Below are 24,328 nucleotides of genomic sequence, written 5' to 3'. Positions count from 1 at the left end.
GGAGCGGGCGTAGGGCCGGAGGGGCACGACCGGGACGGCACAGCGTGACCAGGATCTTCAGCGGGTCCACCTTCGAGGACCAGATCGGGTACGCCCGGGCCGTGGTGGCCGGAGACCAGGTGTACGTTTCCGGCACCACCGGCTTCGACTACTCGGCGATGACCATTCCCGACGGTGTGGTCGAGCAGGCCGAGCAGTGCCTGCGCAACATCGAGGCGGCCCTGCACGAGGCCGGCTGCACCCTGGCCGACGTCGTGCGCGTGCGTTACCTGCTGCCCGACCGCGCCGACTTCGAGCCGTGCTGGCCGGTGCTGCGCCGGGCCTTCGGCGAGGTCCGCCCGGCCGCCACCATGATGGTGTGCGGCCTGGCCGACCCGCGGATGCGCATCGAGATCGAGGTCGACGCTAGGGTTTCCCCTCCTCGCTGAGCATCGCGACGGCCACGGCGACCGGCATCGGCTCCAGCCGGCGGCCGTCGCGATGCCGCAGGGCGACCAGGCCGTCCGGCGCCTCGCGGCGGCCGATCATTCCCGCGTACGGAATCCGGCGCTCGGCGGCCGACCGGATGCGGGCGCCGATCGAGCCCTCGCGCAGCACCTCGACCCGGAGCCCGGCCTCGATCGCGGCCCGGGCCAGCGCGTCCGCCGCCCCGTCCTGCGACTCGGAGACCGGCAGCACGGCCAGTTGCACCGGGGCGTACCAGAGCGGGAAGGCGCCGTCGTGCACCTCGATCAGATGCGCGAACAACCGCTCCATCGACCCGGCCAGGCTGCGATGGATCATCACCGGGCGCGACCGGCCGCCCGACGCGTCCGCGTACTCGAGACCGAACGCCTCCGGCTGATGGTAGTCGATCTGGATGGTGGCCAGGGTCCACTCGCGCCCGGCCGGATCGGCCATCTGTACGTCGATCTTGGGCCCGTAGAAGGCTGCTTCGCCCGGCGCCTCGACGAACTCGAGGCCGTCCAGGGCCTCGCGCAGCAGTCGCTCCGCCTTCTGCCAGCTCTGGTCGGACCCGCCGTACTTCTGCCCCTCGCCCCGCAGCGACAGCTGGTAGGACGAGGCTTTGATGCCGAGCGCCCGATGCGCTTCCCGCATGAGCCGCAGCACTTCGGCGACCTCCGCGCCGGCCTGCGACTCGGCGCAGAAGATGTGGGCGTCGTTGAGCTGGATGGCCCGCACCCGCGACAACCCGCCGAGCACCCCCGACCGCTCGGAGCGGAACATCGGCCCCAGCTCGGCCAGGCGCAACGGCAGCTCGCGGTACGAGCGCCCGCGCGACTTGTAGATCAACGCGTGATGCGGGCAGATACTGGGCCGCAGCACCAGTTCGTCCCCGCCCATCGGCATCGGCGGGAACATGTCCTCGGCGAAATTCCGCCAGTGTCCCGACAACTCGAAGAGCTGCCGTTTGCCCAGCGCCGGCGAATACACGTGCTGATACCCGTGGCGGCGCTCGAGATCGTGGAGAAAGGACTCGACCGCGTGCCGGGCCGCGGCGCCGCCGGGCAGCCAGAACGGCAGCCCGGCCCCGATCAGCGGGTCGGAGTCGAAGAGGTCGAGCTCACGCCCGAGCTTGCGGTGGTCGATGTGCATCGGAGTCTCCCTGAAAATGGGGGCGAGACGTCCGGGCACACGGAACGGCCCCGGGCATCCCGCCCGGGGCCGTTTCTGCGCTGTGGTCAGGTCAGCGCGAACGCACGCCGGGAAGGCCCGGCGTCGTCGTGCACAGCTGACTGAAGCTCATGGAACGCAAGGGTAGGCCGCCTTCCTCGTACCGGCATCCGATTTAACCGGGAGACGGTTCAGTCGTCGGCGAGGCGCTGGAAGAGCACGTGGTCGCGCCAGGCGCCGGCTATCCACAGGTAGCGCGGCGCCAGGCCGTACCGGTGGAACTTGTTGTTCTCGAGGACCCGCTGGGAGCCCGTGTTGTGGACGAGCGTGCCGGCCTCGACCCGGTGCAGGCCGAGCTCGCCGAACGCCAGGTCCACGATCCGGGCGACCGCCGCGGTGGCCACGCCGCGTCCGTTCGCCTCCTGAGCCACCCAGTAGCCGAGCGAGGCCGACAGGAACGGGCCGCGGGCGATGTTCGTGAGCGCGATCCGGCCCAGGATGCGGCCGTCCTCGACGATCGCGTGCGGCAACGCGGAGCCGGCTTCGTGATGCCGCAGCAGGTCGGTCAGCACCCGCCGCTGGCCCGCCTCGGTGAAGTACTCGTCGGAGCGGTCGGGTTCCCAGGGGGCCAGGAACTCGCGGTTGGCCCGCAGCTGCCCGGCCATCTCGGCCGCGTCGCCCACCGTCAGCAGGCGGGTGGTGACTGTCATCCGGCGGCCGGGACGGTGAGGGCGGCGACGATCGCGCGGTGGTCGCTGCGGGGGATCGGGTGCACGCTGACCTCCCGTACGCCGATCCGCTCGTCCACCAGCACGTGGTCGATCGTCACGGGCGGGATCGGGTTGCCGTCGTACGGACCCCAGGTGCCGATCAGGCCCTTGCCGGTCGCGTCGGCGGCGTCGCGGTAGCCCCGCGAGATCAGCTCGCGCATCGGGGCGTGGTCGAGCGTGGCGTTGAAGTCCCCGAGCAGGATGCGCGGCGTCCCGCCCTGGTCGGCGCGCGGCTCGGCCAGCAGATCCTTGCGCCACTGGCCCAGCACCGAGCGGGCGTACGGGGCCAGCGGGTGCGCCGATTCCACGACGACCGGCCCGGCCCCGGGCACCTCGAGGGTCGCGTACGCCTGCATGAAGCCGCCGCCGTTGCGCTCCGCCCCGGGCGACGTGATCGGGTGGCGCGAGTAGAGCCCGGAGCCGTCGGCCTTCGGCTCGTCGGCGAGGGACGAGTACGGCAGCAACGCGCCCAGCCCGGCCTGGGCCAGTGCCTCCTTGCCCTCGGTCGTGAACTCCTGCACGGCCAGCACGTCGATGTCTCGCTCGCTGACCAACTTGACGATGGCGGCCGCGTCGGCGCCCCCGAACAGCATGTTCGAGGTCATCACGTTGAGCTGCACGCCGAGTTCCGGGCCTCGGTCGCGGCTCGGGATCGCGCGGGGCAGCACAGCCGAGGTCAGCAGGATCGCGACCACCACGGCCATCGCGCCCACGGTCCACCGGCGGGTGGCCAGGGCCAGGATCGCCGGCGCCCAGGCGGCCGCCGCGACGTAGGGCGTGAAAGCGAACAACTGGACCAGCAGGCCCCGTTCCCAGCCACCGAGGCGGAACACCGCCCAGACCAGGAACGGCAGGATGAACAGCCAGAACAGCACGGTCAGCGCGGCCTTTCGTCGTCGTCGGGGGCGGCCGTCCTCGCGACCGGCGCTCGGCGCGCTGATGATCGTCATGGCGGCGAGGCTAGCGACCCCACGCCATTCCCACTATGACGCGGACGGAAGCGTGACTGTCGCGACAACGGCCCGGTGGTCGCTGCCGGCCACGCTGTGCACCTCGCTGTCCCGTACGCCGATGCGCTTGTCGACCAGCACATGGTCGAGCGTCACGGGCGGGACCGGCAGGCCCGCGTACGGACCCCAGGTGCCGATCAGGCCCTTGCCGGTCGCCGCGGCGGCGTCGCGGTAGCCGTGCCCGATCAGCTCGCGCAGGGGCTGGTGATCGAGGGTGGAGTTGAAGTCGCCGAGCAGCATCCGGGGCACGCCGCCCTGGTCGGGGCGGGGCATCGACTCGAGGTCGCCGCGCCAGGCGTCCTCGGCCCGCAGTGTGTACGGCGCCAGCGGGTGGGCCGACTCGACGAACACCGGGCCCGCACCGGGCGCCTGGATCGTCGCGTACACCTGCAGGTTGCCGTCCTGGAGGCCGCCGCCGTCGCCGCGCCGCGAGGCCTGATTCGTCATCGGGAACCGGGAGTAGAGCCCCGACCCGGTGGTGCCGATCTCGTCGGCCAGCGCGTGGTGGGGGAGCAGCGCGTCGATGCCGGCCGCCCGCAACCCGGCCGCCGACTCGGGCGTGAACTCCTGCACGGCCAGGATCGCGACGTCGTTCTCGCGCACCAGCCGCACCACCGCCGCCGGGTCGGCCGCGCCGATGAACATGTTGACCGTCATGACGGTCACCGGAACGCCCGTCGCCGGCCCCTTGTCGCGGTCGGGCACGGCCCGGGGCAGCACGGCGGCGGCGAACATCACGCCGGCCACGGCCGCGAGGCCCGCGACCAGCCACTTGCGGCTCAGCAGGGCGGCCACCAGGGGCACGAGAGACCACACCGCCGCGTACGGTGTGAAGGCCATCAGCTGCACCAGCGGGCCCTGTTCCCAGCCCAGCACCCGGACCGCCGCCCACGCGAGGCCCGGCAGGGTCAGCAGCAGAAGAAGCGCGGTGCGCCTCACCCGCCGGCCCGGCCGGACCTCGGACGGCGTCGTGGTGATCGTCATGGCGGCAAAGCTATCGGTCCCACCTTGCCGCTCTCTGTGAAGATCGCCGTGATTCAGATCTCCGAGTCGACCACTTCACCCAGCTCGGCCGCCACCAGCTCGTCGCGGATGACCGCGGCGTCGCCCTCGATGACCAGGGTCAGCCCGTTCGGCCGCAGGTGGGCGCGGGCCGCGGCGGAAACCTCGGCCAGTGTGGTCTCCAGGTATTGCCGGCGCAGCGTCGCGTAGTAGTCGTCGGGCAGGCCGTGCACGACCAGCGTGCTCAGCGCGCCCACGATCGAGCCCGGCGTCTGCATCTCGACCGAGAGCTGACCGGCCCGCCACGACCGGGCGACCGCCAGCTCGTCCTCGGTGACCCCGGTCTGCTCGGTGCGGGCGATCTCGCCGAGCGTGTCGACGATCGCGGGCACCGTCACGGCGGTCTGCACACCCGCGGCCACCTCGAACCGGCCGAAGCGCCGGCTCATCGCGTACGCGCCCCGGATGCCGTACGAGTAGCCCTTGACCTCGCGGATCAGATGGTTGAGGCGGGAGGTGAAGGCGCCGCCGAGCACCGTGGCGGCCAGCGTCATGGCCACGAAGTCGGGCGTGGCCCGCTCGGGCGCGCGGTGGCCGATGCGCAGCGTCGACTGCACCGAGCCGGGCCGGTCGACCAGGATGATCCGGCGTTCCGCCCGCACCGGAACCCCCAACGGCGGCTCGGGGACCAGCGCCTCGCCCCCGGTGCCGGCGAAGGCGGCCTCGCCCAGCGCCTCGAGGTCGAGGGTGCCGAGATCGCCCGCGACCAGCAGCACGCCCGGCCGGCGCAGCCAGGCCTGGTGGAAGGCGAGCACGTCGTCGACCTCGACGGCGGCGACCGAGGCCGGGTCGCCGTGCATCGGGCGGCCGAAGCGCTCGGCCGCGCCGAACAGGTCGGCCCGCAGGGCGGCGTCGGCTCGCGGGCCGGGCTGGGCCCAGTCCATGCGCAGCGCGGTCACCTCGTCGTCACGCACCCGGGTGACGTCGGCCGGGTCGAGCCGGGGTGTGCGCACCGCCTCGGCGGCCAGCCGGACGGCGCCGAGCAGCTGCGGGACGGGCGCCGAGACGTTGACCCGGAACGTGTCCCAGTCGACGCCCGGCGAGAACTCGGCGCCGAGGCTCTCGAGGGCGATGGCGTACGCGGCCGAGTCGCGCTCGGCCGTGCCCTCTTCCAGCGACTTGGCCAGCACGGTGGCCGTGCCCTCGCGGCCGGCCGGCTCGCGGGCGGCGCCGGCGTCGAGCAGCAGCATGGCGCTGGCCAGCGCCTGGCCGGGCAGGTGGGCGCCGATGACGGTGCCGCCGGCCACGGTCACCCGCTGCAGGCCGGGGAACGTGTAGGGGCGGGCCTGGCCCGGATCGGGGCGGGTGGCGATGAGCGTCATGCGGATTCCCCGTTCGACTCGGTCTCGGCGGCCTCGGGCAGGTAGGTCAGCGTCACCCGGGACTTGGGCTGGAGCGCGTAGGCAGCGGCCTCGGTGACGTCGTCGGCGGTGACCGCGAGCCACTGGGGCAGGCGGTAGCCGGCGGAGGCAGCGTCGCCGAACTGGGTGGCGTAGCGGCTCAGCGTGTCGGCCCGGCCGCCCACGGTGGACACCTGCCGCCACCACGCGGTGGTCAGCAGCGCCTTGGCCCGGGACAGCTCCTCCGGCGTGACCGGATCGGTGACGAGGCTGCCGATGACCTCGGTCAGCCCCTCCTCCAGGGTTTCGACCGAGACACCGTCCTTGGCCGTCGCCGTGATGATCAGCGGGGCCGGCGCGTGGGCCAGGTCGACGCCGTACGAGCCGATGTAGTCGGGCTGGGCGATCCGGGCGCCGTCGGCCAGCCGCTGGTAGAGCCGGCTGCCCCGCCCGTTGCCGAGCACCGCGGCGAGCACGGTGATCGCGTCGTAGCCGGCGGTGCCGAACTGGTGGGTGCGGTGGGCCAGATAGAGCCGGGGCGCCGGGACGGCCGCGGTGACCGTCTCGCGGGCCGGCGAGGTGGCCGGGCCGGGCAGATGGGGGCTGGGCGCGGCCGGGATCGAGGCCACCGGCTCGAGCAGGCCGAAGTATTTCTCGGCGAGCGCGAACACCTCGGCCGGCGACGCGTCCCCGGCGACGGTCAGCACGGCGTTGTTCGGCGCGTAGTACTGCTGGTGGAAGGCCTTGAACGTGTCGAGGCCGGCGGCGTTCAGGTCTTCCATCGAGCCGATGGTGGCGTGGTGGTAGGGGTGGCCCTCGGGATACAGCAGGGCTAGCAGGCGCAGCCAGGCGTCGCCGTAGGGCACGTTCTCGTACCGCTGACGCCGCTCGTTCTTCACCACTTCGCGCTGGTTGTCGAGCGTCTCCTGGGTCAGCGCCGGCACCAGGCCGCCCATCCGGTCGGCCTCGAGCCACAGGGCCAGCTCCAGGTGTTCGGCCGGCATGGTCTCGAAGTAGTTGGTGCGGTCGGGGTTGGTGGTCGCGTTGAGCGAGCCGCCGTTTCCCTGCACGAGCCGCATGTGCTCGGTCTTGGCCACGTGCTGTGAGCCCTCGAACATCAGGTGCTCGAAGAGGTGGGCGAAGCCGGTCTGCCCGGCGGGTTCGTGGCGCGAGCCGACGTCGTACCAGAGATTGACGCAGACCACCGGGGCGGTCGTGTCCTCACTGACCACGACCCGGAGGCCGTTGTCGAGGCGCGTGGTTTCGATGGGCCACGGATAGCCGGTCGCGACGACCGGCGCGCTGGGTGACGTCACCCACCCATAGTGCCTTGCGGGCGTGCCAGGATGGGCGGCGTGTTGGAGGACATCCGGGTCAATGATCGGCTCACCATCCCGGCGGCCGAGGTGGCGTGGCGTTTCTCCCGCTCCAGCGGCCCCGGTGGCCAGGGGGTGAACACCACCGACTCCCGGGTCGAGCTGTCCTGGGACCTGACTGGTTCCCCGTCGCTGCCGACCGCGCTCAAGCAGCGGGCGGTCGACCGCCTGGGCCACCGCCTGGTCAACGGCGTGCTGACCGTCACCGCCTCCGAGCACCGGTCTCAGCTGCGCAACCGCGAGGCTGCGGCCGCCCGCCTGGCCGGGCTGGTCGCGTCGGCGATCGCGGCGCCCCCACGCGTACGCCGGGCCACGCGCCCCTCGAGGGGCTCGGTGGAGCGGCGGATAGCCGAGAAGAAGCGCCGGGGCGAGACCAAGCGCAACCGCCGCTCCGATCCGGGGGACTGACCGTGGCCACCCTCGTCCGCACCAGCCCCACCGTGCTCAGCGGCGGCGGGGCACGACGTGCGCCTCGACGCCCCGGAGGAGACCGCGCGGCTGGTGCTCGACTTCGTCAGCGGTGGTTGAAGGGGGCCACGGCCTCGCGGTTGCGAGCGGCGTTCTCGGGGCCCAGCAACTCTTCGCAGACGCGGATCAGGCGGGCCCGCAGACCGGCCGCCCGGCGGGCGAACTCGCGCTGCCGGGCCACGTACTCGGCCTTGCCCTCGGGGGTTTCGATCTTGACCGGGGGATGGCCGTAGGAGCTCAGGTCGTACGGGCTGGCCTGCATGTCGAGCAGCCGGATGTCGATGGCCAGGGCGAAACAGTCGAGGGCCAGGGCGCCCGGCACGGCGGCGCCCAGCTTCGTCGCCCACTTGTGGACATCCATCGCCGCGTGCAGGCAGCCCGGCTGGTCGAGGTCGACCTGGGTGGCCCGGGTCGGCTGGAGCCGGTTGAGCCCGACCGCCTCGGGAGTGAAGAAGCGGAACGCGTCGAAGTGGGTGCAGCGGATCGGGTGCTGCTCGACCACCCGGTCGGTCTCGGCCAGGCCGAGGCGCAGCGGCAGCGGATGGCGGTGGTCGGGGTCGCGATAGACCATGGCCCACTCGTGCAGGCCGAAGCAGCCCGAGAAGACCGGGCGCGACGCCGTCGCGGTGAGCAGGCCGTGGATGTAGCGCACGCTCTCGCCGCGGGCGTGGAGATAGGCGTCCTGGTCGAGCGCGACCACACCGTCGGGATAGGTCATGTAGAACTTCCACGCCGAGTGCTCGGCCAGCCCGTCGGGGGCGGGCGCGAGGCCGGCGCCGACACCGGGGTGCCAGCGGCGCAGCACCGAGGGCCGGGTGCCGTAGTAGTCGTACAGGAAATCCTCGATGGCGTGCTTCTCGCCGGTGGCCCGCCGGGCCCGGTGGCCCGCGGTCATCTCGTCGGCCCGCTCGGCGTGCGCCCGGGCCAGAGGAATCCAGGTGACCGAGGGCAGCGTCGTGGTGAGCGCCCTCACCTGCTTGATCCCCATGGGCCCAGCGTATCCAGCCGAAGCGATCAACACGATCACCGTTCAGCGCGAATGAGAGTGGCGTCCCGCTCCTCATCCTGGTCGCGTGCCGAATACATACTTAAGTATGTAGTACACCTACTACATTGCTTGATAGCTTGCTCCCCATGGGAGGAACGACTTTGGCGGGGGCGCTCGCGGCCGGCACGCAGGTGCCACCGGGCGAGCGAGTCATCGATGTCCGCGACCTGCGGATGCGGTACGGGGCGAAAGACGTCCTGACCGGTGTCAGTTTCGCCGCGCGCCGGGGCGAGGTGCTGGCGCTGCTCGGGCCCAACGGCGCGGGCAAGACGACCACGATCGAGATTCTCGAGGGCTTCCGCGTACGGTCCTCGGGCGAGGTGAGCGTGCTGGGCGCCGACCCGGCGGGCGCCGGCGAGGCCTGGCGGGCCCGGGTCGGCGTGGTGCTCCAGTCCTGGCGCGACCATGGCAAGTGGCGGGTCCGCGAGCTGCTCGGCCACCTCGGCGCCTATTACCGGCGCTACTCCGCCGAGGCCAGGGTCCGGCCGTGGCCGGTCGACGACCTGCTCGACGTGGTCGGCCTCACCGCCTCCGCCGACAACCGGGTCAGCCGGCTCTCCGGTGGGCAGCGCCGCCGGCTCGACGTGGCGATCGGCATCGTCGGCCGGCCCGAGCTGCTCTTCCTCGACGAGCCGACGGTCGGGTTCGACCCCGAGGCCCGGCGCGAGTTCCACGACCTGGTGCACCGGCTCACCGATGTGGACGACACCACCGTGCTGCTCACCACCCACGACCTCGACGAGGCCGAGAAGCTGGCCGACCGCATCCTCATCCTGTCCGGCGGCCGCATCATCGCGGACGGCTCGGCCGATGAGTTGTCGCGGCGGGTGGCCGGCGCGAGCGAGATCCGCTGGACCCGGGACGGCCGGCGGTTCGTGCACTCCGCGACGAACCCCACACCCTTCGTCCGTGAGCTGCTGCTGGAACACGGCGACGACGTCGCCGAGCTCGAGGTGCGGCGCAACAGCCTCGAAGACACCTACATGCGCCTGGTGCACGACTTCGAGGGAGGCCGGAAATGATCGAGACACTCCGGGTCGGCGCCGCTCGCGGCCTCATCGAGTTCCGCCACACCCTCACCAACGCCCAGGACCTGTGGGGCTACTTCTTCCCGGCCGCCGGGTTGCTCGTCACGCTGTTCTTCACGGCCGACTCGAAGGTGCCGGGCACGAACTTCTCGCTCGGCGCGAGCACCCTGCCCAGCTCGATCGGCATGCTGCTGGCCTTCGGCGGCCTGCTCACCGTCGCCCAATACCTGATCGTCGACCGCGAGGACGGCACACTGCTGCGGGCCAAGGCGACGCCCAACGGCATGAGCGGCTACCTGGTCGGCAAGGTGGTCGCCGTGGGTGGCATGACGCTCGCCTCGGTGCTGGTCGTGCTGGTGCCGGGCCTGTTCCTGGTCGAGGGTCTGCGGGTCGACCTCGGCGGCATCGGCACCCTGCTCTGGGTCCTCCCGCTGGCGGTCGTGGCCACCGTGCCGATCGGGGCGGCGATCGGCTCGCTCTTCGACAACCCGCGCAGCTTCGGCATGGTCATGCTGCCGATCCTGGGCATCGTCGCGATCTCCGGCATCTTCTATCCGCTGGGCGCGATGCCCGGGTGGCTGCAGGGCGTCGGCCAGATCTTCCCGATCTACTGGCTGGGGCTGGGCATGCGGTCGGCGTTCCTGCCCGACGCGCTGGCGGCGGTCGAACTGGGCGACTCCTGGCGCCACTTCGAGACGCTGGGCGTGCTGGCCGCGTGGGCGGTCGCCGGCCTGTTGCTGGCTCCGGTGTTGCTACGGCGGATGGCCCGTCGCGAGTCCGGTTCGGCGGTGGCCGCGCGGCGCGAGCGGGCGATGAACAGTATGGTCCGCTAGTGGGCAGTGAGATCACCTTCAACCGCATCGCGATGCTGCGCGCGGAACGAGGCATCACCCGGCGGCAACTCGCCGACGCTCTCGGTGTGCATTACCAGACGGTGGGCTATCTGGAGCGCGGCGAGTTCAGCCCCAGCCTGCACCTCGCCCTGCGGCTGAGCCGCTACTTCGAGGTCCCGGTCGAGGTCATCTTCTCGCTCGACCCGTTCCCCCGGCTCGGCGCCGCGGCGCCCTCGTCGAACGGCTCGTCCGGCTCGGCGTGAGCCTCGTGACGGCCCGGCCCGCACGCCGGGCGTCCGGCGTAGATTTCTTCTCGAGAGCCGCCAGCCGCGAAGAGGGGATCAACCGTGCGATTCGCCCGTTTTGTTCATGCCGGAGGGGTGTCCTTCGGTGTCGTCGAGGGTGACGCGTCGGGCCTGACCGTCGCCGAGATCGGTTCGCTGCCGTTCGAAGAGGTCCGGTTCACCGGCCAGCGCTGGGCGCTCGCCGACGTCCGGCTGCTCGCCCCGATCTTCTCCAGCAAGGTCATCGGGGTCGGCCGCAACTACGCCGACCACGCGGCCGAACTCGGCAACGAGGTGCCCAAGGAGCCGCTGATCTTCATCAAGCCCTCCACCTCGGTGATCGGGCCCAACGACGCGATCCGCCTGCCCCCGCAGTCGAAGCGGGTCGAGGAAGAGGCCGAGTTGGCCGTGGTGATCGGTGCCACCGGCGCCCGCCGCGTCGACCGGGCCGGCGCCGAGAAGGCGATCTTCGGCTACACCATCGGCAACGACGTCACGGCCCGTGACCTGCAGCGCAGCGACCCGCAGTGGACGCGCGCCAAGGGCTTCGACTCGTTCTGCCCGATCGGCCCGTGGATCGTCACCGGCCTCGACGTGAGCGACCTCGAGATCCGCTGCGAGGTCGGCCGCAACCCCGACGACATGGAGGTGCGGCAGATCGGCCGCACCAAGGACATGGTCTTCGACGTCCCGACCCTGGTCTCGTACGTGTCGCACGTCATGACGCTGCTGCCGGGCGACATCATCCTGACCGGCACGCCGGCCGGGGTCAGCGAGATCACGTCGGGTGACACGGTCTCGGTGAGCATCCAGGGCATCGGCGAGCTACGGAACCCGGTCGTCTCCCTCGACTGACCGCTCGGCCCCTTCGACCCCTTCGAGCTCGGCCCACCGCTCGATCCCTTCGAGCAGCAGGCCCAGGCCGTACTCGTACGCGTCCTGGGCCTGTTCGTCGGCGCCCCGGTCGAAGGCACCGCCGTTCCAGATCGCGGTCATCGTCGGATGAGCCTCGACGTCGAACCAGCTCTCCCACAGCTCGCCGCGCTGAAGCCACCACTCGTCGGTGCTGAGACCGGTCGTACGGCGTAACAGGGCGCTCTCCGCCTCGTGCCGGGCGGCCGAGGTGACCCAGGCCGAGATCGCCGTGGCCGCCGGGTTCAGCTGCCGCAGCGGCAGTCCGAGCGCGGCCACCGCGGCCAGCACGTACTCCTGCTCGGCGAGCATGCCCGGCCCGAGCGGCGGCCGCGCCCGCGACACCTCGGCCAGCCACGGATGCGCCCGGTACATGGCGAACGTGCGCTCGGCGTAGTGCCGCACCCGATCCCGGAAGGCGCCCTCGCCGCGCAGGTCGCGTGCCCAGAACACCTCGTCGACCATGAGGTCGGCCAGCTCGGGCCGGGACGGCACGTACGTGTAGAGGCTCATCGTGGCCACCGAGAGCTCGGCCGCGACGCGTGCCATCGACGCCGCCTCGAGCCCCTCGGCGTCGGCGATCCGGATGGCCGTGGACACCACGAGGTCGATGCTGAGCCGGGGTGGGCGGCCGACCGCCTTGCGGGCCGGAACCGAGCGCCGCCAGAGCAGCGGCAGGATCCGGGGGCTGAATTCCTCCATGATTCCGTATACCCTACGGGAACTAGGAATGCAGCCTTCAGTCCGGTCAGGGGTGGCGGGCGGGGTGGTCGGACGGGTGGGGGGTACGAAAATGAAGATCTTGGTTACGGGCGCCACCGGCAATGTGGGCCGGATGGTCGTCGACGAACTTCTGACGCTCGGCGCCACCGACGTGCGCGCCCTCACGGTCGACCCGGCGAAGGCCGCTCTGCCGCCCGGCGTCGAAGTGGTGCACGGCTTCGTCGGCCGGCCCGAGTCGCTGCGCCCGGCGCTGGCCGGCGTCGACGTGATGTACCTCGCGCCGCACATCCCGACGGTCTTCGAAGCCTGCCGCCTGGCCGCAGCCGCCGGCGTCGGCCGCATCGTCGACCTGGCCGGCGCCAAGGGCGACCACTGGCAACAGATCGAAGACGGCGTCGAAGCCTCCGGCGTGCCGTACACCCACCTCGAACCGGGCGAGTTCATGGCCAACTCCACCCTGTGGGCCGCCCAGATCCGCGCCGGCGACGAAGTGCGTGACGGCTACGCGAACTCGGCCAACGCGGCCATCGCCCAAGAGGACATCGCCGCCGTCGCCGCCAAGGTCATCGTCGAGGCCGGGCACGAAGGAAAGTCGTACTACCTCACCGGCCCCGAATCCCTGACCCGCCGCCAAAAGGTCGAAGCCATCGGGCGGGCGCTCGGCCGTGAACTGCGCTACATAGAACTCAGCCACGACGAGGCCGTCGAACAGCTGCGGCCCGCCATGGGCGAGTACGCCGAGTGGTACGTCGAAGGCGTGGCCCTGCTCGCCCAGCACCCCCAGCCCGCCGTCACCACGGTCGCCGACCTGCTGGCCCGACCGGCCGCGACGTACGAACAGTGGGCCCGAGCCAACGCCGACCTCTTCCGATGAGGTAACCCGATTTGGTTGGCCCCCTGGCGTCAGGTAAGGTTTTCTCTCGGCACGGGAAACCGAGCCATTGGGGTATGGGGTAATTGGCAGCCCGGCTGATTCTGGTTCAGCTAGTCTAGGTTCGAGTCCTGGTACCCCAGCGCTACCACTCCTGCCGGAGGGGCGGCGCTGGACTTCTGATAGAGTTCAGCCCGTCGCAAACGCGAGAGCGGGAGCACAAAGCAAGTCCTGGCCCCGTCGTCTAGCGGCCTAGGACGCCGCCCTCTCAAGGCGGTAGCGAGGGTTCGAATCCCTTCGGGGCTACATTCGGGTTGACCCCGTTCGCAGAAAGCGCGAACGGGGTCATTTCGCATTTTCCCTGGGGGCCGAGCCCCCAGACCCCACGTTACGGTGCCTGCGGCCGTGGGTGGTTGGGGTGGAAGGCCCTTCGGGCCTGGTGGTTCGCCTTCGGCTTCACGGTGGCTGGTGTCGTGGGTGGTTGGTGTGGGCGGCGGTTCGGGCCTGGTGGTTCGCCTTCGGTTTCACCGGCTTCACCGGCTTCACCGGGTTCTCGGTCTTCTTGGGTTCTCGGTCTTTGGCTTCTTGGGTTCCGGGTTGAGTTCTTCCCGCGTCGGCTGGGGGCGATCCGCGACGAAGATGCTGTTGCCGTCGCCGTCCAAGTCCTGCGCAACGCGCGAGCTGGTCGCCGTTCGCGGCGTTACCAGACAATGGCGATCCCGGCGTCGGCCATCTTGCGAATCCACAGCAGGCGGATCATGTCCTCGTACCCGTAGCGGCGACGGTTGTCACTGCCCCGCGCAGGCTCGGGGAGCAGGCCGATCTCGTGGTAGTGGCGAATCGCCCGTGGCGTGCTGCCGGCGAAGGCCGCCGCGTCACCGATCTTGACCTGGCGGGGTGGAAGGAAGGACGAATGCATGAGCAGGCACACCTCTCCTCGAGGGAATCGGGACGTCAGTCCACTGGACCACATGCCGCTACGGAAGGTGCAACCTGGACGCACCGCCCCGCAAATCTGTCAAACCGGGTTGCCGCGGCCCGGTGCTGCCTGTGACGGCTGATCTCGCCTCGACCGCGTGCCGGGCCTTGCAGTCCGCGCGGTCGACTGTCACCGCGCTGCCGGCGGAGATCAGCAGCGACGACGGCTTCTGTCCCTGCTCACATTCCGGATGAATCTTCGTGGTGGCGGTCAGGATGGGGTCCAGACTGCGTTGTCGTGGGCGAACAGGACCTGCTTCGGGTCCAGGGCCAGTAGGGCGTCGAGCCAGGTGGGCTGTTCGCCCACGCCTGCGTGGTGGCCGAGGACGTCGCTGGTGAAGAGGGTTGCGTTGTCGTGGCTCTGGCCGGCCACGATGAGCGTGCCGTCGGTGCGGCGGACCACCAGGGATTGGTGGCCGGCGGTGTGGCCGGGGGTGGGCATGATGAAGACACCGGGAGCGATCTCGGCTTCGCCGGTCAGTTCTTCGATCTGGGCTCCGGGGTGATCGACCAATTCGGGCAGTGTGTGGCTTTCGGTGGCGCGGGCCAGGGCCAGTTCGGATTGCTGGGCGAAGATGGGGACGCCGGCCAGTTCGGGGTTTCCGCCGCAGTGGTCGAAGTGCAGGTGGCAGTTCATCACTGCCTTGACTTCGGTCATGTCTGTGCCGGCGGATTTGAGGGCGGCGGCCAGTGGGATGCGGGTGGGCTGATACCAAGCGTCTACCTCGGCGTTGCCGCCCATTCCGGTGTCGACCAGGATCACGCCGGCGGAGGGGTGGGTGACGACATAGCCCAGAGTCGGTTCGACCCGGGGCGTCCCGGTGCCGGTCTCTTCGGCGGGCCGGATGAAGTAGCCGTAGTTGACGCGCCGCACGGAGATGTCGCTCACCTTGACCAAGCTATCGCTACCCGGCGGCGGATTTTTCACCTCAGAACGAAACCGATTCGGCGGCGGTGCGAACCGTGGCTCTGCCGTGCGGCGGCCTGGTTGACCGCCGCACGGCTCACACGGTTGTTGCGACGCCGGGTTGCAGCCAGGTCAGGCTGTCCGGTGGGAAGGCCGCCTCGATCTGGGTGCGGCCCTCGTGGAAGTGCGACCAACCCTCGTAGTGCACGGGGACGACGGCGCGGGGCTTGATCCGATCGACCAGCGTCGCGGCGTCGCGGCCGGTCATGGTGAAGTGGGCCGGGCCGGTCAGGCCGAATTGAACCTTGCCGAGGTGCAGGATCGCGGTGTCCACGGTGAAGCGATCGGCCACCTCCAGCATGCCGGGGAAGACGACGGTGTCTCCCGAGATCCAGACCACCGATGAGGAGCCGGGCGTCCGGAGGGCGAAACCCGTTGTCGGGCCGACGATCGGCACGCTCCAGGCCGGTCCGTGCCGCGACGGGGTGGCGGTGATCTCGACGTCGCCGACGGTGGTGGTCTGCCACGGGGCCAGACCGGTGACGCCCAGTCGTTTTGCGCCGGCCGGGGTGGTCACCACGGCGGGCACGGTCGGCAGCAGGGCCCGGCCGGCGTCGTCCAGGTTGTCGGCGTGCTGGTCGTGGGTCAGCAGCACGCCGTCGATCCGGCCCAGCGACTCGGGCGGCACCGCGGGGCCGGCGGTCTTGCGCGACGACGTGCCCCAGCCGAACGAGTAGCGCCGGCCGGGGGCGTCGAAGGTCGGATCGACCAGCAGCCGCACGCCGCCCAGCTCCAGCAGCGTGGTCGGCCCGCCGATGTGGGTGATGGTCAGCTTCGTCATTTCGCGTGGGCCAGGGCCCATTCGAGGACCTCGTCGGCGATCTGCTCCCAGCCCTTCTGGGCCGGCAACAGGTGGGCGTACCCCTCGTACTCGCGCCGTTCGGTGATCGTGTTGGACTTGTAGTGCTTGGCGTTCGACTCCTGGATTGCCGGCGGCATGATGTGGTCCTCCGAGCCCGAGACGAACAGCAATGGCGCCCGGTTGTCGTTGGTGTAGTCGACCCACGTGTCCTGGTGGCCGGGCTGGAAGTTGGCGAGCACGCCACCCCACAGAATGCCGCCGCTGGCCGGGATCGCGTAGCGCTCGTACAGCGCCCGCGCCTCGTCGTCGGTGAACGTGTTGGTGAAGGCGTATTTCCATTCCTCGAAGCTCAGCGGGATCGCCTTGTGCCGGTTGGCCGGGTTCTTGAGCACCGGGAACGTAGACTTCAGCTGGGACAGCGGCACCACCCGTACGCCCTCGGTGGGCGCCGAGTTCAGGGCCACCCCGGCCGAACCGAAGCCGTGGTCGAGCAGGATCTGGGTGAACGCGCCGCCGGCCGAGTGCCCGATGATGACCGGCGGCTCGGGCAGGGCGCGGATCGCTTCCTCGAGGTGCGCGATGATCTGCGGCACGGTCACGTTGACGACCGGAGTCGGGTCGGCGTTGAGCGCCTCGACCTCGACCTCGAAACCGGGGTAGGCGGGCGCGATGACCTGATGCCCCTTGGCCTCGTAGTGCGCCTTCCAGTTCTCCCAGCTGCGCGGGGTGACCCAGAAACCGTGGACCAGAACGATGGGCTTCATGCGTCGTACTCCTTCAGAAAGGCCAGCAGATCGGCGGTGAGTTGTTCTCGATGGGTGTCGGTGATGCCGTGCGGCGCACCGGGATAGACGGTCAGGCGGGCGTACTTGAGGCGGGCAGCGGACGCCTGCCCGCCCACGGCGAACGGCACCACCTGGTCGTCGTCGCCGTGGATGACCAGTGCGGGCACGTCGATCGCGTCCAGGTCGGCGCGAAAGTCGGTGCCCGAGAAGGCGGCGATGCACTCGTACGCGTTGCGGTTCCCCGCCTGCAGCCCCTGCAACCAGAAGGCGTGGCGGATGCCGGAAGACACGTCGGCCCCCGGCCGGTTGTTGCCGAAGAACGGGCCGTCCGCCAGGTCTTGATATTGCTGGGAACGGTCGGCCAGCGAGCCCGCGCGCAGGCTGTCGAAGATCTCGACCGGCAGCCCGCCCGGGTTGTCCCGCGTCCGCAGCATGAACGGCGGCACCGCCGACACCAGCACCACCTGGGCCACCCGTGCGGTGCCGTGCCGGCCCACATAACGGGCCACCTCGCCGCCGCCGGTCGAGAAGCCGATCAGCGTGATCCGCCACAGGTCGAGCGCGCCGATCAGCGTGGCCAGATCATCGGCGTACGTGTCCATCTCGTTGCCGTGCCACGTCTGGGTGGAGCGGCCGTGCCCGCGGCGGTCGTGGGCGATCGCACGGTATCCGTGGCTCGCGAGGGAAAGCTGTTGCGCCTCCCAGCTGTCGGCGTTGAGCGGCCATCCGTGACTGAGCACGACCGGCCGGCCGGCGCCCCAGTCCTTGTAGAAGATGTCCGCGCCGTCGGCGGTTCTCACGAAGGCCATGAGCCGATCGTGGTGGGAGCGCACCCATCCGCGAATCCCGTGCGACGCGTAGTCAGTCGTGCGGACCGGTCCGTAGCTGCCGCCGCGAACGCACCCCGAGCTTCCGGTAAATCTTGCGCAGGTGGTAATCCACGGTGCTGGCACTCAGGTACAGATGCGCGGCGATCTCCGCGTTGGTCCTGCCGGCTCGGGCCAGGTGGGCCACGGCGGCCTCCTGCGGGGTCAGGGCCGTTTCGTTTTCTTGTACGAAGGTCCGGACGCTTCCGCCGAGGGCGGCGAGCTCACGACGGGCCCTTCCGGCGAACGCCTCGGCCCGTTCCGCCTCGAACAGCCGCAGTGCCGCGGCGAGTTGTTCGCGGGCGTCGCCCCGGCGCCGGCGGCGGCGCAGCCACTCGCCGTACAGCAGACGGGCCCGCGCCAGATCGCCCACCGCGAGCGTGCCCGACAGCAGTTCGACTGCCTCCCGGTAGTGCGGCTCAGCCGATTCCCCGGCGGCCAGCAACGCGCGGGAGCGGGCCAGCAGACCTTGCGCCCACGGCGTCCCGCTGTGCCGCACGGCCGCGGCGAGGTCGCCGTACGCCAGCTTGGCTGTCCGGCGGTCACCGGCCCGCAGGGCGCACTCGACCAGGTCGGGCAGCACCCGGGCGTACAGGCCCGGGGTGCCGAGCTCGACCAGGCGGCTCAGCTGAGCCATTCCGGCCGCGTAGTCGCCGCGGCCGACCGCCATCAGCGCGAGGCTCTGCCGCACGATGGAGACCATCGCGCCCAGACCGATCGCCTCGGCCGCCGGCAGAATCGCCTGCAGGGCCTCGTGGACGCCGTCGCCGGCCCGCCAGGCCAGCAGTTCCGGATGCCGCCAGATCTGTTCCTGGTCGGTGGTCGATCCGATGGACTCCCGGATCCGGCGGCCGGTCGCCTCGTAGCGGTCGGCCTCGGCGAGCCGGCCGAACGACGTCTCGGTCATCGCGGCCAGGAAGACGACGAGGTCGAGCATCTGCAGCGCGCCGGTGGCCCGCGCGTGCGCCTCGGCCCGCCGCAGAATCGTCTGGCGGTTGGCGTCGTCCCAGACGAGCGTGCAGAACGTGACCCCCAGCACGACGTGGCGCAGCACCTCGGCGTCGGCCGCGCCGGCCATCGCCGCGGCCGCGCGCCGCAGATGGGGCCCGGCCTCCGGGTAGCCGCCGTCGAAGAAATTGGCGTACGCGGCCAGCAGCAGATCAGCCGGAGCCGCGAGCTCGCCTCCGGCCTGGTCGATGCCGGGTAGCGCGCGGGCGGCCCGGGCGATCTCGCGCTGGGTCGTGCCGTGCAGCGACGACTCGACCGAGATGGAGTGTTCCGCCGCCTGCAGCACGGCCGCTCGGGCACGGTCGGGCGCCTCGCTGCCGAACGACCCGGCTGCGGCCAGGCACATCGCGGACGCCCGCCGGGTCGCCTCGGGGTCGCCGGTGCTCACCGCGGCCGCCGCCCGGATCAGCAGGGCCTCGCCCCGGCCGACAGGGCCCAGCAGAACGTCGTCGGCCGAGTCGAGCAGAGCCAGCGTCCGCACCGGCGATCCGGCCTGCAACGCCGCGCCGGCCGCGGCCAGCAGCCACCCGGAACGAGCGGCGGGGGAGTCGGTCAGTTCGGCCGCGCGTACCAGGAACGAAGCGCGGGCGGCATGACCCCCGCGGGCGCCGGCCCGGTTGGCGACGCGGGCCAGTTCGGCTGCGGTCTCCTCGTCGGGCCCGGTCGCCGCGGCCGCCAGGTGCCAGGCCCGCTGATCGGCGTCGTGGGGTTCGGTGGTCGCGGCGGCCAGGGCGCGGTGCACCCGGCGGCGTTCTGTGGCCGAGGCTCCGTTGTAGACCGCGGAACGCACGAGCGGGTGCCGGAACGCGACCTGCTGCCCGGCCGAGACGAGACGGTCCGTCTCGGCCGGTCCGGCGTCGTCGGGGCCGACGCCCAGGGCCGCTCCGGCGGTCCCCAGGCGAACCGGGTCACCGCTGGGCTCGGCCGCGGCCAGCAGCAACCACGTGCGGGTGGCCGCGGGATAGCCGAGCACCCGGGCGAGATAGGTGGCCTCGAGCCGGGCGCCGATCGGCATCGGCTCGGGCAGTGGTGTGCCGCCGGTGAGCTGGGCGGCGGTCAGCTCGCGGCCGAGATCGGTCAGCGCCAGCGGATTGCCGCCGGTGGCGTCGACGATCGAGGCGGCCACCAGCCGGTCGAGCTGACCGTCGACGACCTCGCCGAGCAGCGCCACACCGGCCTCGCGCCCGAGCCCGGCCACGTCGAGGGCCGGGATGCCGGTCAGGCCGGGATGTTCGGCGCCGCGCAGGCCGAACAGCAGCACCAAGCCCTCGGCGTGCAGGCGCCGGGCCACGAAGGCCAGTGATCGCAACGATTCCTGGTCGAGCCACTGGGCGTCGTCGATCACGCAGAGCCGGGGCGCGTCGGCGAGCAGGGTCAGGGCGGCCAGACTGACCAGGTAGAGATCCGGTGGGGAGCCGTCGGCCAGCCCGCAGGCGACCTCGAGGGCCGCGCGCTGCCGCTCCGGCAGCCGATCTCGTTGCGACAGCAGCGGAATGAGCAACCGGTGCAGCGCCCCGAACGGGAATGTGGCCTCCGACTCGATGCCGCTGAGTCGCAGCACGTCCGGTGTGGCGTTCACGGCGTACGTCAGAAGGGCGGTCTTGCCGGCGCCGGCCTCGCCCCGCAGCACCAAGCACGCGCTGCGACCGCGTCGCGCCGCCGCCAGCATGGCGTCGAGCGTGGCGCACTCGCTCTCCCGACCGAACAACCGCACGCGGCGACCCTATCCGCGCCGGAACGGCCGGTCACCAGGTCGAAGCCCGCCGTGCACCCAGGGCCGATCCGCGTGCACAGAGGGCCGATCGACGTGCGCGAAGAGCCGCCCCGAGTGCACAAATGCCGTCTCGAGTAAGCGAAGAGCCTGCCCCCGCAAAGCGAAGAGCCGGCTCGGGTACGCGAAAGCCCGCGAAGAGCCGGGACCGCGCCTCAGAGGCCGGAGAGACGCTGCCCCGCGCGCACCACGGCCATCGCGTGGCGCTCGCCCGGGCGCCGGCCGAGACGCTCTATCGGTCCGCTTATCGAGATGGAGGCGATGACCCGGCCCGTGCGGTCGCGGATCGGGGCGGAGACACTGGCCACACCGGGCTCACGCTCGGCCACGCTCTGGGCCCAGCCGCGGCGGCGCACCTCGGCCAACGTGCGGCCGGTGAACTTGCAGCGCGGCAGCAGCGGCATGACAGCCTCGGGCGGTTCCCAGGCGAGCAGGATCTGGGCGGCCGAGCCGGCCACCATCGGCAGCACCGAACCGACCGGGACGGTGTCGCGCAGGCCGCTCGCGCGCTCGGCCGCGGCCACGCAGATGCGCTCGTCGGCCCGGCGCAGGTAGAGCTGGGCGCTTTCCCCGGTCGCGTCCCGCAATGCGGAAAGCAGAGGTTCGGCCGCGGTCAGCAGCACGTCCGGCGCGGCGTTGGCCAGCTCGCCCAGGCGGGGCCCCGGGCGCCACCGGCCCTGGGTGTCGCGCACCAGCATCCGGTGGATCTCCAAGGCCTGGGCCAGGCGATGTGCGGTCGCCCGTGGCAGCTTCGTACGGTCGACGAGTTCGGCCAGGCTGGCGCCGTCGACACAGGCCGCCAAGATGACGACCGCCTTGTCGAGAACGCCGACACCGCTCATACTGTGTCCCACAAGCCGAAACATACCTCCCAGAATTTAGGATGTCCAGATGGTGGGAGTCACTCCGAGGACCCTGGCCGAAAAGGTCTGGGACGACCACGTCGTGCGTGCTGCCGAGGGTGAGCCTGATCTGCTCTACATCGACCTGCACCTGTTGCACGAGGTGACCAGTCCGCAGGCCTTCGACGGTCTGCGCCTGGCCGGGCGCCCGGTGCGCCGCACGGATCTCACGCTCGCGACCGAGGATCACAACACGCCGACCGGCTACGCCGACCCGGCCTTCAACACCAAGCGCGGCGAACTCTTCACGATCGCCGACACGACCTCGCGGACGCAGATCGAGACCCTGCGGAAGAACTGCGCGGAGTTCGGTGTCCAGATCCGCCCGCTGGGCGACGTCAATCAGGGCATCGTGCACGTGATCGGCCCGCAGCTGGGGCTCACCCAGCCCGGCATGACGATCGTCTGCGGCGACTCGCACACCGCGACCCACGGCGCGTTCGGCGCGCTCGCCTTCGGCATCGGCACCAGCGAGGTCGAACACGTGCTGGCGACCCAGACGCTGCCGCAGTCGAAGCCGAAGACGATGGCGGTCACCGTGGTGGGCGAGCTGCGCCCCGGCATCAGCGCCAAAGACCTGATCCTGGCGCTCATCACGCAGACCGGCACCGGCGGCGGCAACGGCCACATCGTCGAGTACCGCGGCGAGGCCATCCGCAAGCTCTCCATGGAGGGCCGGATGACCATCTGCAACATGAGCATCGAGTGGGGCGCCAAGGCCGGCATGATCGCGCCCGACGAGACGACGTTCGCCTACCTCGAGGGCCGCGAGCACGCGCCCAAGGGTGCGGAGTGGGACGCCGCCGTGGCGTACTGGAAGACGCTCGTGACCGACGAGGGCGCCGAGTACGACACCGAGATCATCCTGGACGCGGCGTCGATCAGCCCGTTCATCACCTGGGGCACCAACCCGGGTCAGGGCGCGCCGCTCGACAGCGTGGTGCCCGACCCCGACGAGTTCATCGAGGAGACCGACCGCAGCGCCGCCCGTCGCGCGCTCGACTACATGGCCCTCGAGCCCGGCACCCCGTTCAAGGAGGTTCCGGTCGACGTGGTCTTCGTGGGCTCGTGCACCAACGGGCGCCTGGAGGACCTGCGGGCCGCGGCCGACGTGCTGCGCGGCCACAAGGTGCACGACGACGTCCGCATGATGATCGTCCCGGGGTCGTACAAGGTGCGCGAGGCGGCCGAGGCCGAGGGGCTCGACAAGGTCTTCACCGAGGCGGGCGCCGAGTGGCGTTTCGCGGGCTGTTCCATGTGTCTGGGCATGAACCCCGACACTCTCAGCCCTGGTCAGCGCGCTGCCTCGACGTCCAACCGCAACTTCGAGGGCCGGCAGGGCAAGGGCGGGCGTACGCACCTGGTCTCGCCCCAGGTCGCCGCGGCCACCGCCGTGGTGGGCAAGCTCGCCGCCCCGGCCGACCTCTGAGAGAGGGACGAGAGATGGACAAGTTCGTCACCCACAGCGGCAAAGTCATGCCGCTGCGCCGTTCTGATGTGGACACCGATCAGATCATTCCGGCCGTCTATCTGAAGCGGGTCACCCGCACCGGATTCGAGGACGGTCTGTTCAGCGCATGGCGCGAGGACCCCGGATTCGTGCTCCACAACCCGGCCCACGCGGGCTCCACAATCCTGGTCGCCGGACCCAATTTCGGCACCGGATCGTCGCGCCAGCACGCCGTCTGGGCGCTGCGCGACTGGGGCTTCAAGGTGGTCATCGCGGCCCGCTTCGGCGATATCTTCCGGGGCAACGCCCTCAAGGAAGGGCTGCTGCCGGTCCAGCTCGACCAGAAGGCCGTCGAGGCGCTCTGGGATCTGGCCGAAAGCGAGCCCGAGAAGCAGATCACGGTGGACCTCGAGGGGCGCCGGGTCATCGCCGACGACGCTTCCTGGTCGTTCCCGATCGACGATTTCAGCCGGTGGCGCCTGATGGAAGGGCTCGACGACATCGGACTGACGCTGCGCCATGAGAGCGCCATCACGGAGTACGAAAAATCTCGTCCGTCCTTCAAGCCGGTCGTCGCCTGAGGCGAAAACCCTAGTCGGAACACGCTTTTTCGCCCCCACCGGTTCCCCGGTGGGGGCGAATTCGTTGCAACACAAGGGGTTTTTTGACACGAATGTTTGTGTCCGCTGGTCAGAGGGCATACGGTGCGCGCAGAATGGCTCGCATTGGGCCAGTGAGGCTCGAAACGACGGAGTAGACCCCTACGAGCCTCAGTTCTCACGTTCGGGAGGAAAATCGTGAACAAGGCCGAGCTCATCGAGGCGCTCGCAGCCCGACTGGGTGACCGCAAGACGGCTACGGCCGCTCTTGAAGCGGTCATCAGCGAGGTGGAGAACGCAGTCACCAAGGGCGACCGGGTTGCCATCACCGGCTTCGGCGTCTTCGAGAAGCGGGCACGCAATGCGCGGACGGCTCGTAATCCGCGCACAGGCGAGCCGGTGAAAGTGAAGAAAACGTCTGTGCCGGCCTTCAAGCCCGGCACGGCCTTCCGCGAGATGGTCGCCAGCGGCAAGGTGGCCAAGGCCGCCACCCCGGCCAAGAAGGCCACGGCCACCAAGGCCACGGCTACGGCCACCAAGGCAACTGCCGCCACCAAGGCGACGACGGCCCGGAAGGCGGCCACGACCAAGGCTGCCGCCCCGGCCAAGAGCACCGCCACCAAGGCGACGGCCACCAAGGCCACCGCCACCAAGGCCGCCGCCACGAAGGCCGCTCCGGCGACCAAGACGGCGGCGGCGAAGAAGACGGCCGCGACCAAGGCTGCTCCGGCCAAGAGCACCGCTACCAAGGCGACGGCAGCCAAGAAGACGGCCGCCACCAAGACCGCCGCCACGAAGGCCGCTCCGGCGACCAAGACGGCGGCGGCGAAGAAGACGGCCGCGACCAAGGCTGCTCCGGCC

At 71.0% G+C, this 24,328-nt stretch carries 25 protein-coding genes and 2 tRNA genes; 12 read left to right on the top strand and 15 right to left on the bottom strand.

The window, feature by feature from the left end; genetic code table 11:
• Positions 1 to 44 precede the first annotated feature (44 nt).
• Positions 45 to 428: a RidA family protein gene (locus LXN57_RS04005; RefSeq protein WP_251796617.1), complete on the top strand. Its 384-nt coding sequence runs from the start codon at positions 45 to 47 to the stop codon at positions 426 to 428.
• Here the strand turns inward: LXN57_RS04005 and thrS are convergent.
• The 6 genes from thrS to LXN57_RS03975 form a co-directional block, all read right to left on the bottom strand.
• Entirely contained in the window at positions 406 to 1,596 is a 1,191-nt protein-coding gene (thrS, locus tag LXN57_RS04000; RefSeq protein WP_251796616.1) for a threonine--tRNA ligase, read from the bottom strand. The genes LXN57_RS04005 and thrS overlap by 23 nt on opposite strands.
• A gap of 209 nt (positions 1,597 to 1,805) precedes the next feature.
• Positions 1,806 to 2,324, bottom strand: a complete 519-nt coding sequence (locus LXN57_RS03995) for a GNAT family N-acetyltransferase (RefSeq protein ID WP_251796615.1) — start codon at positions 2,322 to 2,324, stop codon at positions 1,806 to 1,808.
• Positions 2,321 to 3,334: an endonuclease/exonuclease/phosphatase family protein gene (locus LXN57_RS03990; RefSeq protein WP_251796614.1), complete on the bottom strand. Its 1,014-nt coding sequence runs from the start codon at positions 3,332 to 3,334 to the stop codon at positions 2,321 to 2,323. The genes LXN57_RS03995 and LXN57_RS03990 overlap by 4 nt, the downstream gene beginning before the upstream one ends.
• Before the next feature lie 33 nt (positions 3,335 to 3,367).
• Entirely contained in the window at positions 3,368 to 4,378 is a 1,011-nt protein-coding gene (locus tag LXN57_RS03985; RefSeq protein ID WP_251796613.1) for an endonuclease/exonuclease/phosphatase family protein, read from the bottom strand.
• Between the two features lie 53 nt (positions 4,379 to 4,431).
• Positions 4,432 to 5,778 (bottom strand): M16 family metallopeptidase, encoded by a 1,347-nt coding sequence (locus LXN57_RS03980; RefSeq protein ID WP_251796612.1) that lies wholly within the window; start codon positions 5,776 to 5,778, stop codon positions 4,432 to 4,434.
• Entirely contained in the window at positions 5,775 to 7,112 is a 1,338-nt protein-coding gene (locus LXN57_RS03975; RefSeq protein WP_251796611.1) for a M16 family metallopeptidase, read from the bottom strand. Before LXN57_RS03975 ends, LXN57_RS03980 begins: the two co-directional genes overlap by 4 nt.
• A 39-nt stretch (positions 7,113 to 7,151) precedes the next feature.
• Here LXN57_RS03975 and arfB point away from each other — a divergent pair, with 39 nt between their 5' ends.
• Positions 7,152 to 7,580 (top strand): alternative ribosome rescue aminoacyl-tRNA hydrolase ArfB, encoded by a 429-nt coding sequence (arfB, locus tag LXN57_RS03970; RefSeq protein ID WP_251796610.1) that lies wholly within the window; start codon positions 7,152 to 7,154, stop codon positions 7,578 to 7,580.
• Positions 7,581 to 7,686: 106 nt separating this feature from the next.
• Here the strand turns inward: arfB and LXN57_RS03965 are convergent, their stop codons facing one another.
• Positions 7,687 to 8,628, bottom strand: coding sequence for a 3-methyladenine DNA glycosylase (locus LXN57_RS03965; RefSeq protein WP_221375941.1), 942 nt, complete (start codon positions 8,626 to 8,628; stop codon positions 7,687 to 7,689).
• 233 nt (positions 8,629 to 8,861) lie between these two features.
• Here LXN57_RS03965 and LXN57_RS03960 point away from each other — a divergent pair, with 233 nt between their 5' ends.
• The 4 genes from LXN57_RS03960 (at position 8,862) to LXN57_RS03945 (ending at position 11,688) form a co-directional block, all read left to right on the top strand.
• Positions 8,862 to 9,710: an ABC transporter ATP-binding protein gene (locus LXN57_RS03960; RefSeq protein ID WP_251796666.1), complete on the top strand. Its 849-nt coding sequence runs from the start codon at positions 8,862 to 8,864 to the stop codon at positions 9,708 to 9,710.
• Entirely contained in the window at positions 9,707 to 10,549 is an 843-nt protein-coding gene (locus tag LXN57_RS03955) for an ABC transporter permease (protein WP_251796609.1), read from the top strand. The genes LXN57_RS03960 and LXN57_RS03955 overlap by 4 nt, the downstream gene beginning before the upstream one ends.
• A gap of 32 nt (positions 10,550 to 10,581) precedes the next feature.
• Positions 10,582 to 10,812, top strand: a complete 231-nt coding sequence (locus LXN57_RS03950; protein ID WP_221376034.1) for a helix-turn-helix transcriptional regulator — start codon at positions 10,582 to 10,584, stop codon at positions 10,810 to 10,812.
• Between the two features lie 84 nt (positions 10,813 to 10,896).
• On the top strand, positions 10,897 to 11,688 hold the full coding sequence (locus LXN57_RS03945) for a fumarylacetoacetate hydrolase family protein (protein ID WP_251796608.1): 792 nt from the start codon (positions 10,897 to 10,899) through the stop codon (positions 11,686 to 11,688).
• Here the strand turns inward: LXN57_RS03945 and LXN57_RS03940 are convergent.
• Positions 11,659 to 12,447 carry a TetR/AcrR family transcriptional regulator gene (locus tag LXN57_RS03940; RefSeq protein ID WP_251796607.1) on the bottom strand — a complete coding sequence of 263 codons (789 nt, stop codon included), beginning with the start codon at positions 12,445 to 12,447 and terminating at the stop codon, positions 11,659 to 11,661. The genes LXN57_RS03945 and LXN57_RS03940 overlap by 30 nt on opposite strands.
• Before the next feature lie 91 nt (positions 12,448 to 12,538).
• Between LXN57_RS03940 and LXN57_RS03935 the strand changes: the two genes are divergently transcribed.
• The 3 genes from LXN57_RS03935 (at position 12,539) to LXN57_RS03925 (ending at position 13,645) form a co-directional block, all read left to right on the top strand.
• The gene (locus LXN57_RS03935) at positions 12,539 to 13,342 is read left to right on the top strand and encodes an NAD(P)H-binding protein (protein WP_251796606.1); all 804 of its coding nucleotides are present in this window, start codon (positions 12,539 to 12,541) and stop codon (positions 13,340 to 13,342) included.
• Positions 13,343 to 13,410: 68 nt separating this feature from the next.
• Positions 13,411 to 13,482: transfer RNA gene (locus LXN57_RS03930), tRNA-Gln, on the top strand.
• A 90-nt stretch (positions 13,483 to 13,572) separates the two neighbouring features.
• Positions 13,573 to 13,645: transfer RNA gene (locus LXN57_RS03925), tRNA-Glu, on the top strand.
• Between the two features lie 394 nt (positions 13,646 to 14,039).
• Here LXN57_RS03925 and LXN57_RS03920 read toward each other — a convergent pair.
• From LXN57_RS03920 to LXN57_RS03890, 7 genes are all read right to left on the bottom strand, one after another.
• Positions 14,040 to 14,258 (bottom strand): MerR family transcriptional regulator, encoded by a 219-nt coding sequence (locus LXN57_RS03920; RefSeq protein WP_251796605.1) that lies wholly within the window; start codon positions 14,256 to 14,258, stop codon positions 14,040 to 14,042.
• Positions 14,259 to 14,528: 270 nt separating this feature from the next.
• The gene (locus LXN57_RS03915) at positions 14,529 to 15,206 is read right to left on the bottom strand and encodes an MBL fold metallo-hydrolase (RefSeq protein WP_251796604.1); all 678 of its coding nucleotides are present in this window, start codon (positions 15,204 to 15,206) and stop codon (positions 14,529 to 14,531) included.
• A gap of 115 nt (positions 15,207 to 15,321) precedes the next feature.
• Complete coding sequence (locus tag LXN57_RS03910; protein ID WP_251796603.1) at positions 15,322 to 16,065, bottom strand: MBL fold metallo-hydrolase; 744 nt, start codon at positions 16,063 to 16,065, stop codon at positions 15,322 to 15,324.
• A complete protein-coding gene (locus LXN57_RS03905; RefSeq protein WP_251796602.1) occupies positions 16,062 to 16,850 on the bottom strand; it encodes an alpha/beta hydrolase in 789 nt (262 codons plus the stop codon). The genes LXN57_RS03910 and LXN57_RS03905 overlap by 4 nt, the downstream gene beginning before the upstream one ends.
• Positions 16,847 to 17,824 (bottom strand): alpha/beta fold hydrolase, encoded by a 978-nt coding sequence (locus LXN57_RS03900; protein WP_438872824.1) that lies wholly within the window; start codon positions 17,822 to 17,824, stop codon positions 16,847 to 16,849. Before LXN57_RS03900 ends, LXN57_RS03905 begins: the two co-directional genes overlap by 4 nt.
• Positions 17,733 to 20,459, bottom strand: a complete 2,727-nt coding sequence (locus tag LXN57_RS03895; RefSeq protein WP_251796600.1) for an AAA family ATPase — start codon at positions 20,457 to 20,459, stop codon at positions 17,733 to 17,735. Before LXN57_RS03895 ends, LXN57_RS03900 begins: the two co-directional genes overlap by 92 nt.
• Before the next feature lie 212 nt (positions 20,460 to 20,671).
• Positions 20,672 to 21,358: an IclR family transcriptional regulator gene (locus LXN57_RS03890; protein ID WP_023561932.1), complete on the bottom strand. Its 687-nt coding sequence runs from the start codon at positions 21,356 to 21,358 to the stop codon at positions 20,672 to 20,674.
• Between the two features lie 49 nt (positions 21,359 to 21,407).
• Between LXN57_RS03890 and leuC the strand changes: the two genes are divergently transcribed.
• From leuC to LXN57_RS03875, 3 genes are all read left to right on the top strand, one after another.
• Positions 21,408 to 22,847 carry a 3-isopropylmalate dehydratase large subunit gene (gene leuC / locus LXN57_RS03885; protein WP_251796599.1) on the top strand — a complete coding sequence of 480 codons (1,440 nt, stop codon included), beginning with the start codon at positions 21,408 to 21,410 and terminating at the stop codon, positions 22,845 to 22,847.
• A gap of 14 nt (positions 22,848 to 22,861) precedes the next feature.
• Positions 22,862 to 23,449: a 3-isopropylmalate dehydratase small subunit gene (leuD, locus tag LXN57_RS03880; protein WP_221375951.1), complete on the top strand. Its 588-nt coding sequence runs from the start codon at positions 22,862 to 22,864 to the stop codon at positions 23,447 to 23,449.
• Positions 23,450 to 23,665: 216 nt separating this feature from the next.
• The coding region (locus LXN57_RS03875; RefSeq protein WP_251796598.1) for an HU family DNA-binding protein at positions 23,666 to 24,328 on the top strand (663 nt) is incomplete at its 3' end.

Origin of the sequence: Paractinoplanes hotanensis (assembly GCF_023717965.1) — a bacterium.
In the GTDB taxonomy this organism is placed as follows: Bacteria; Actinomycetota; Actinomycetes; order Mycobacteriales; family Micromonosporaceae; genus Actinoplanes; species Actinoplanes polyasparticus.
The sequence above is the reverse complement of the archived record's forward strand: the minus strand, read 5'-3'. Positions and strand labels throughout refer to the sequence as shown.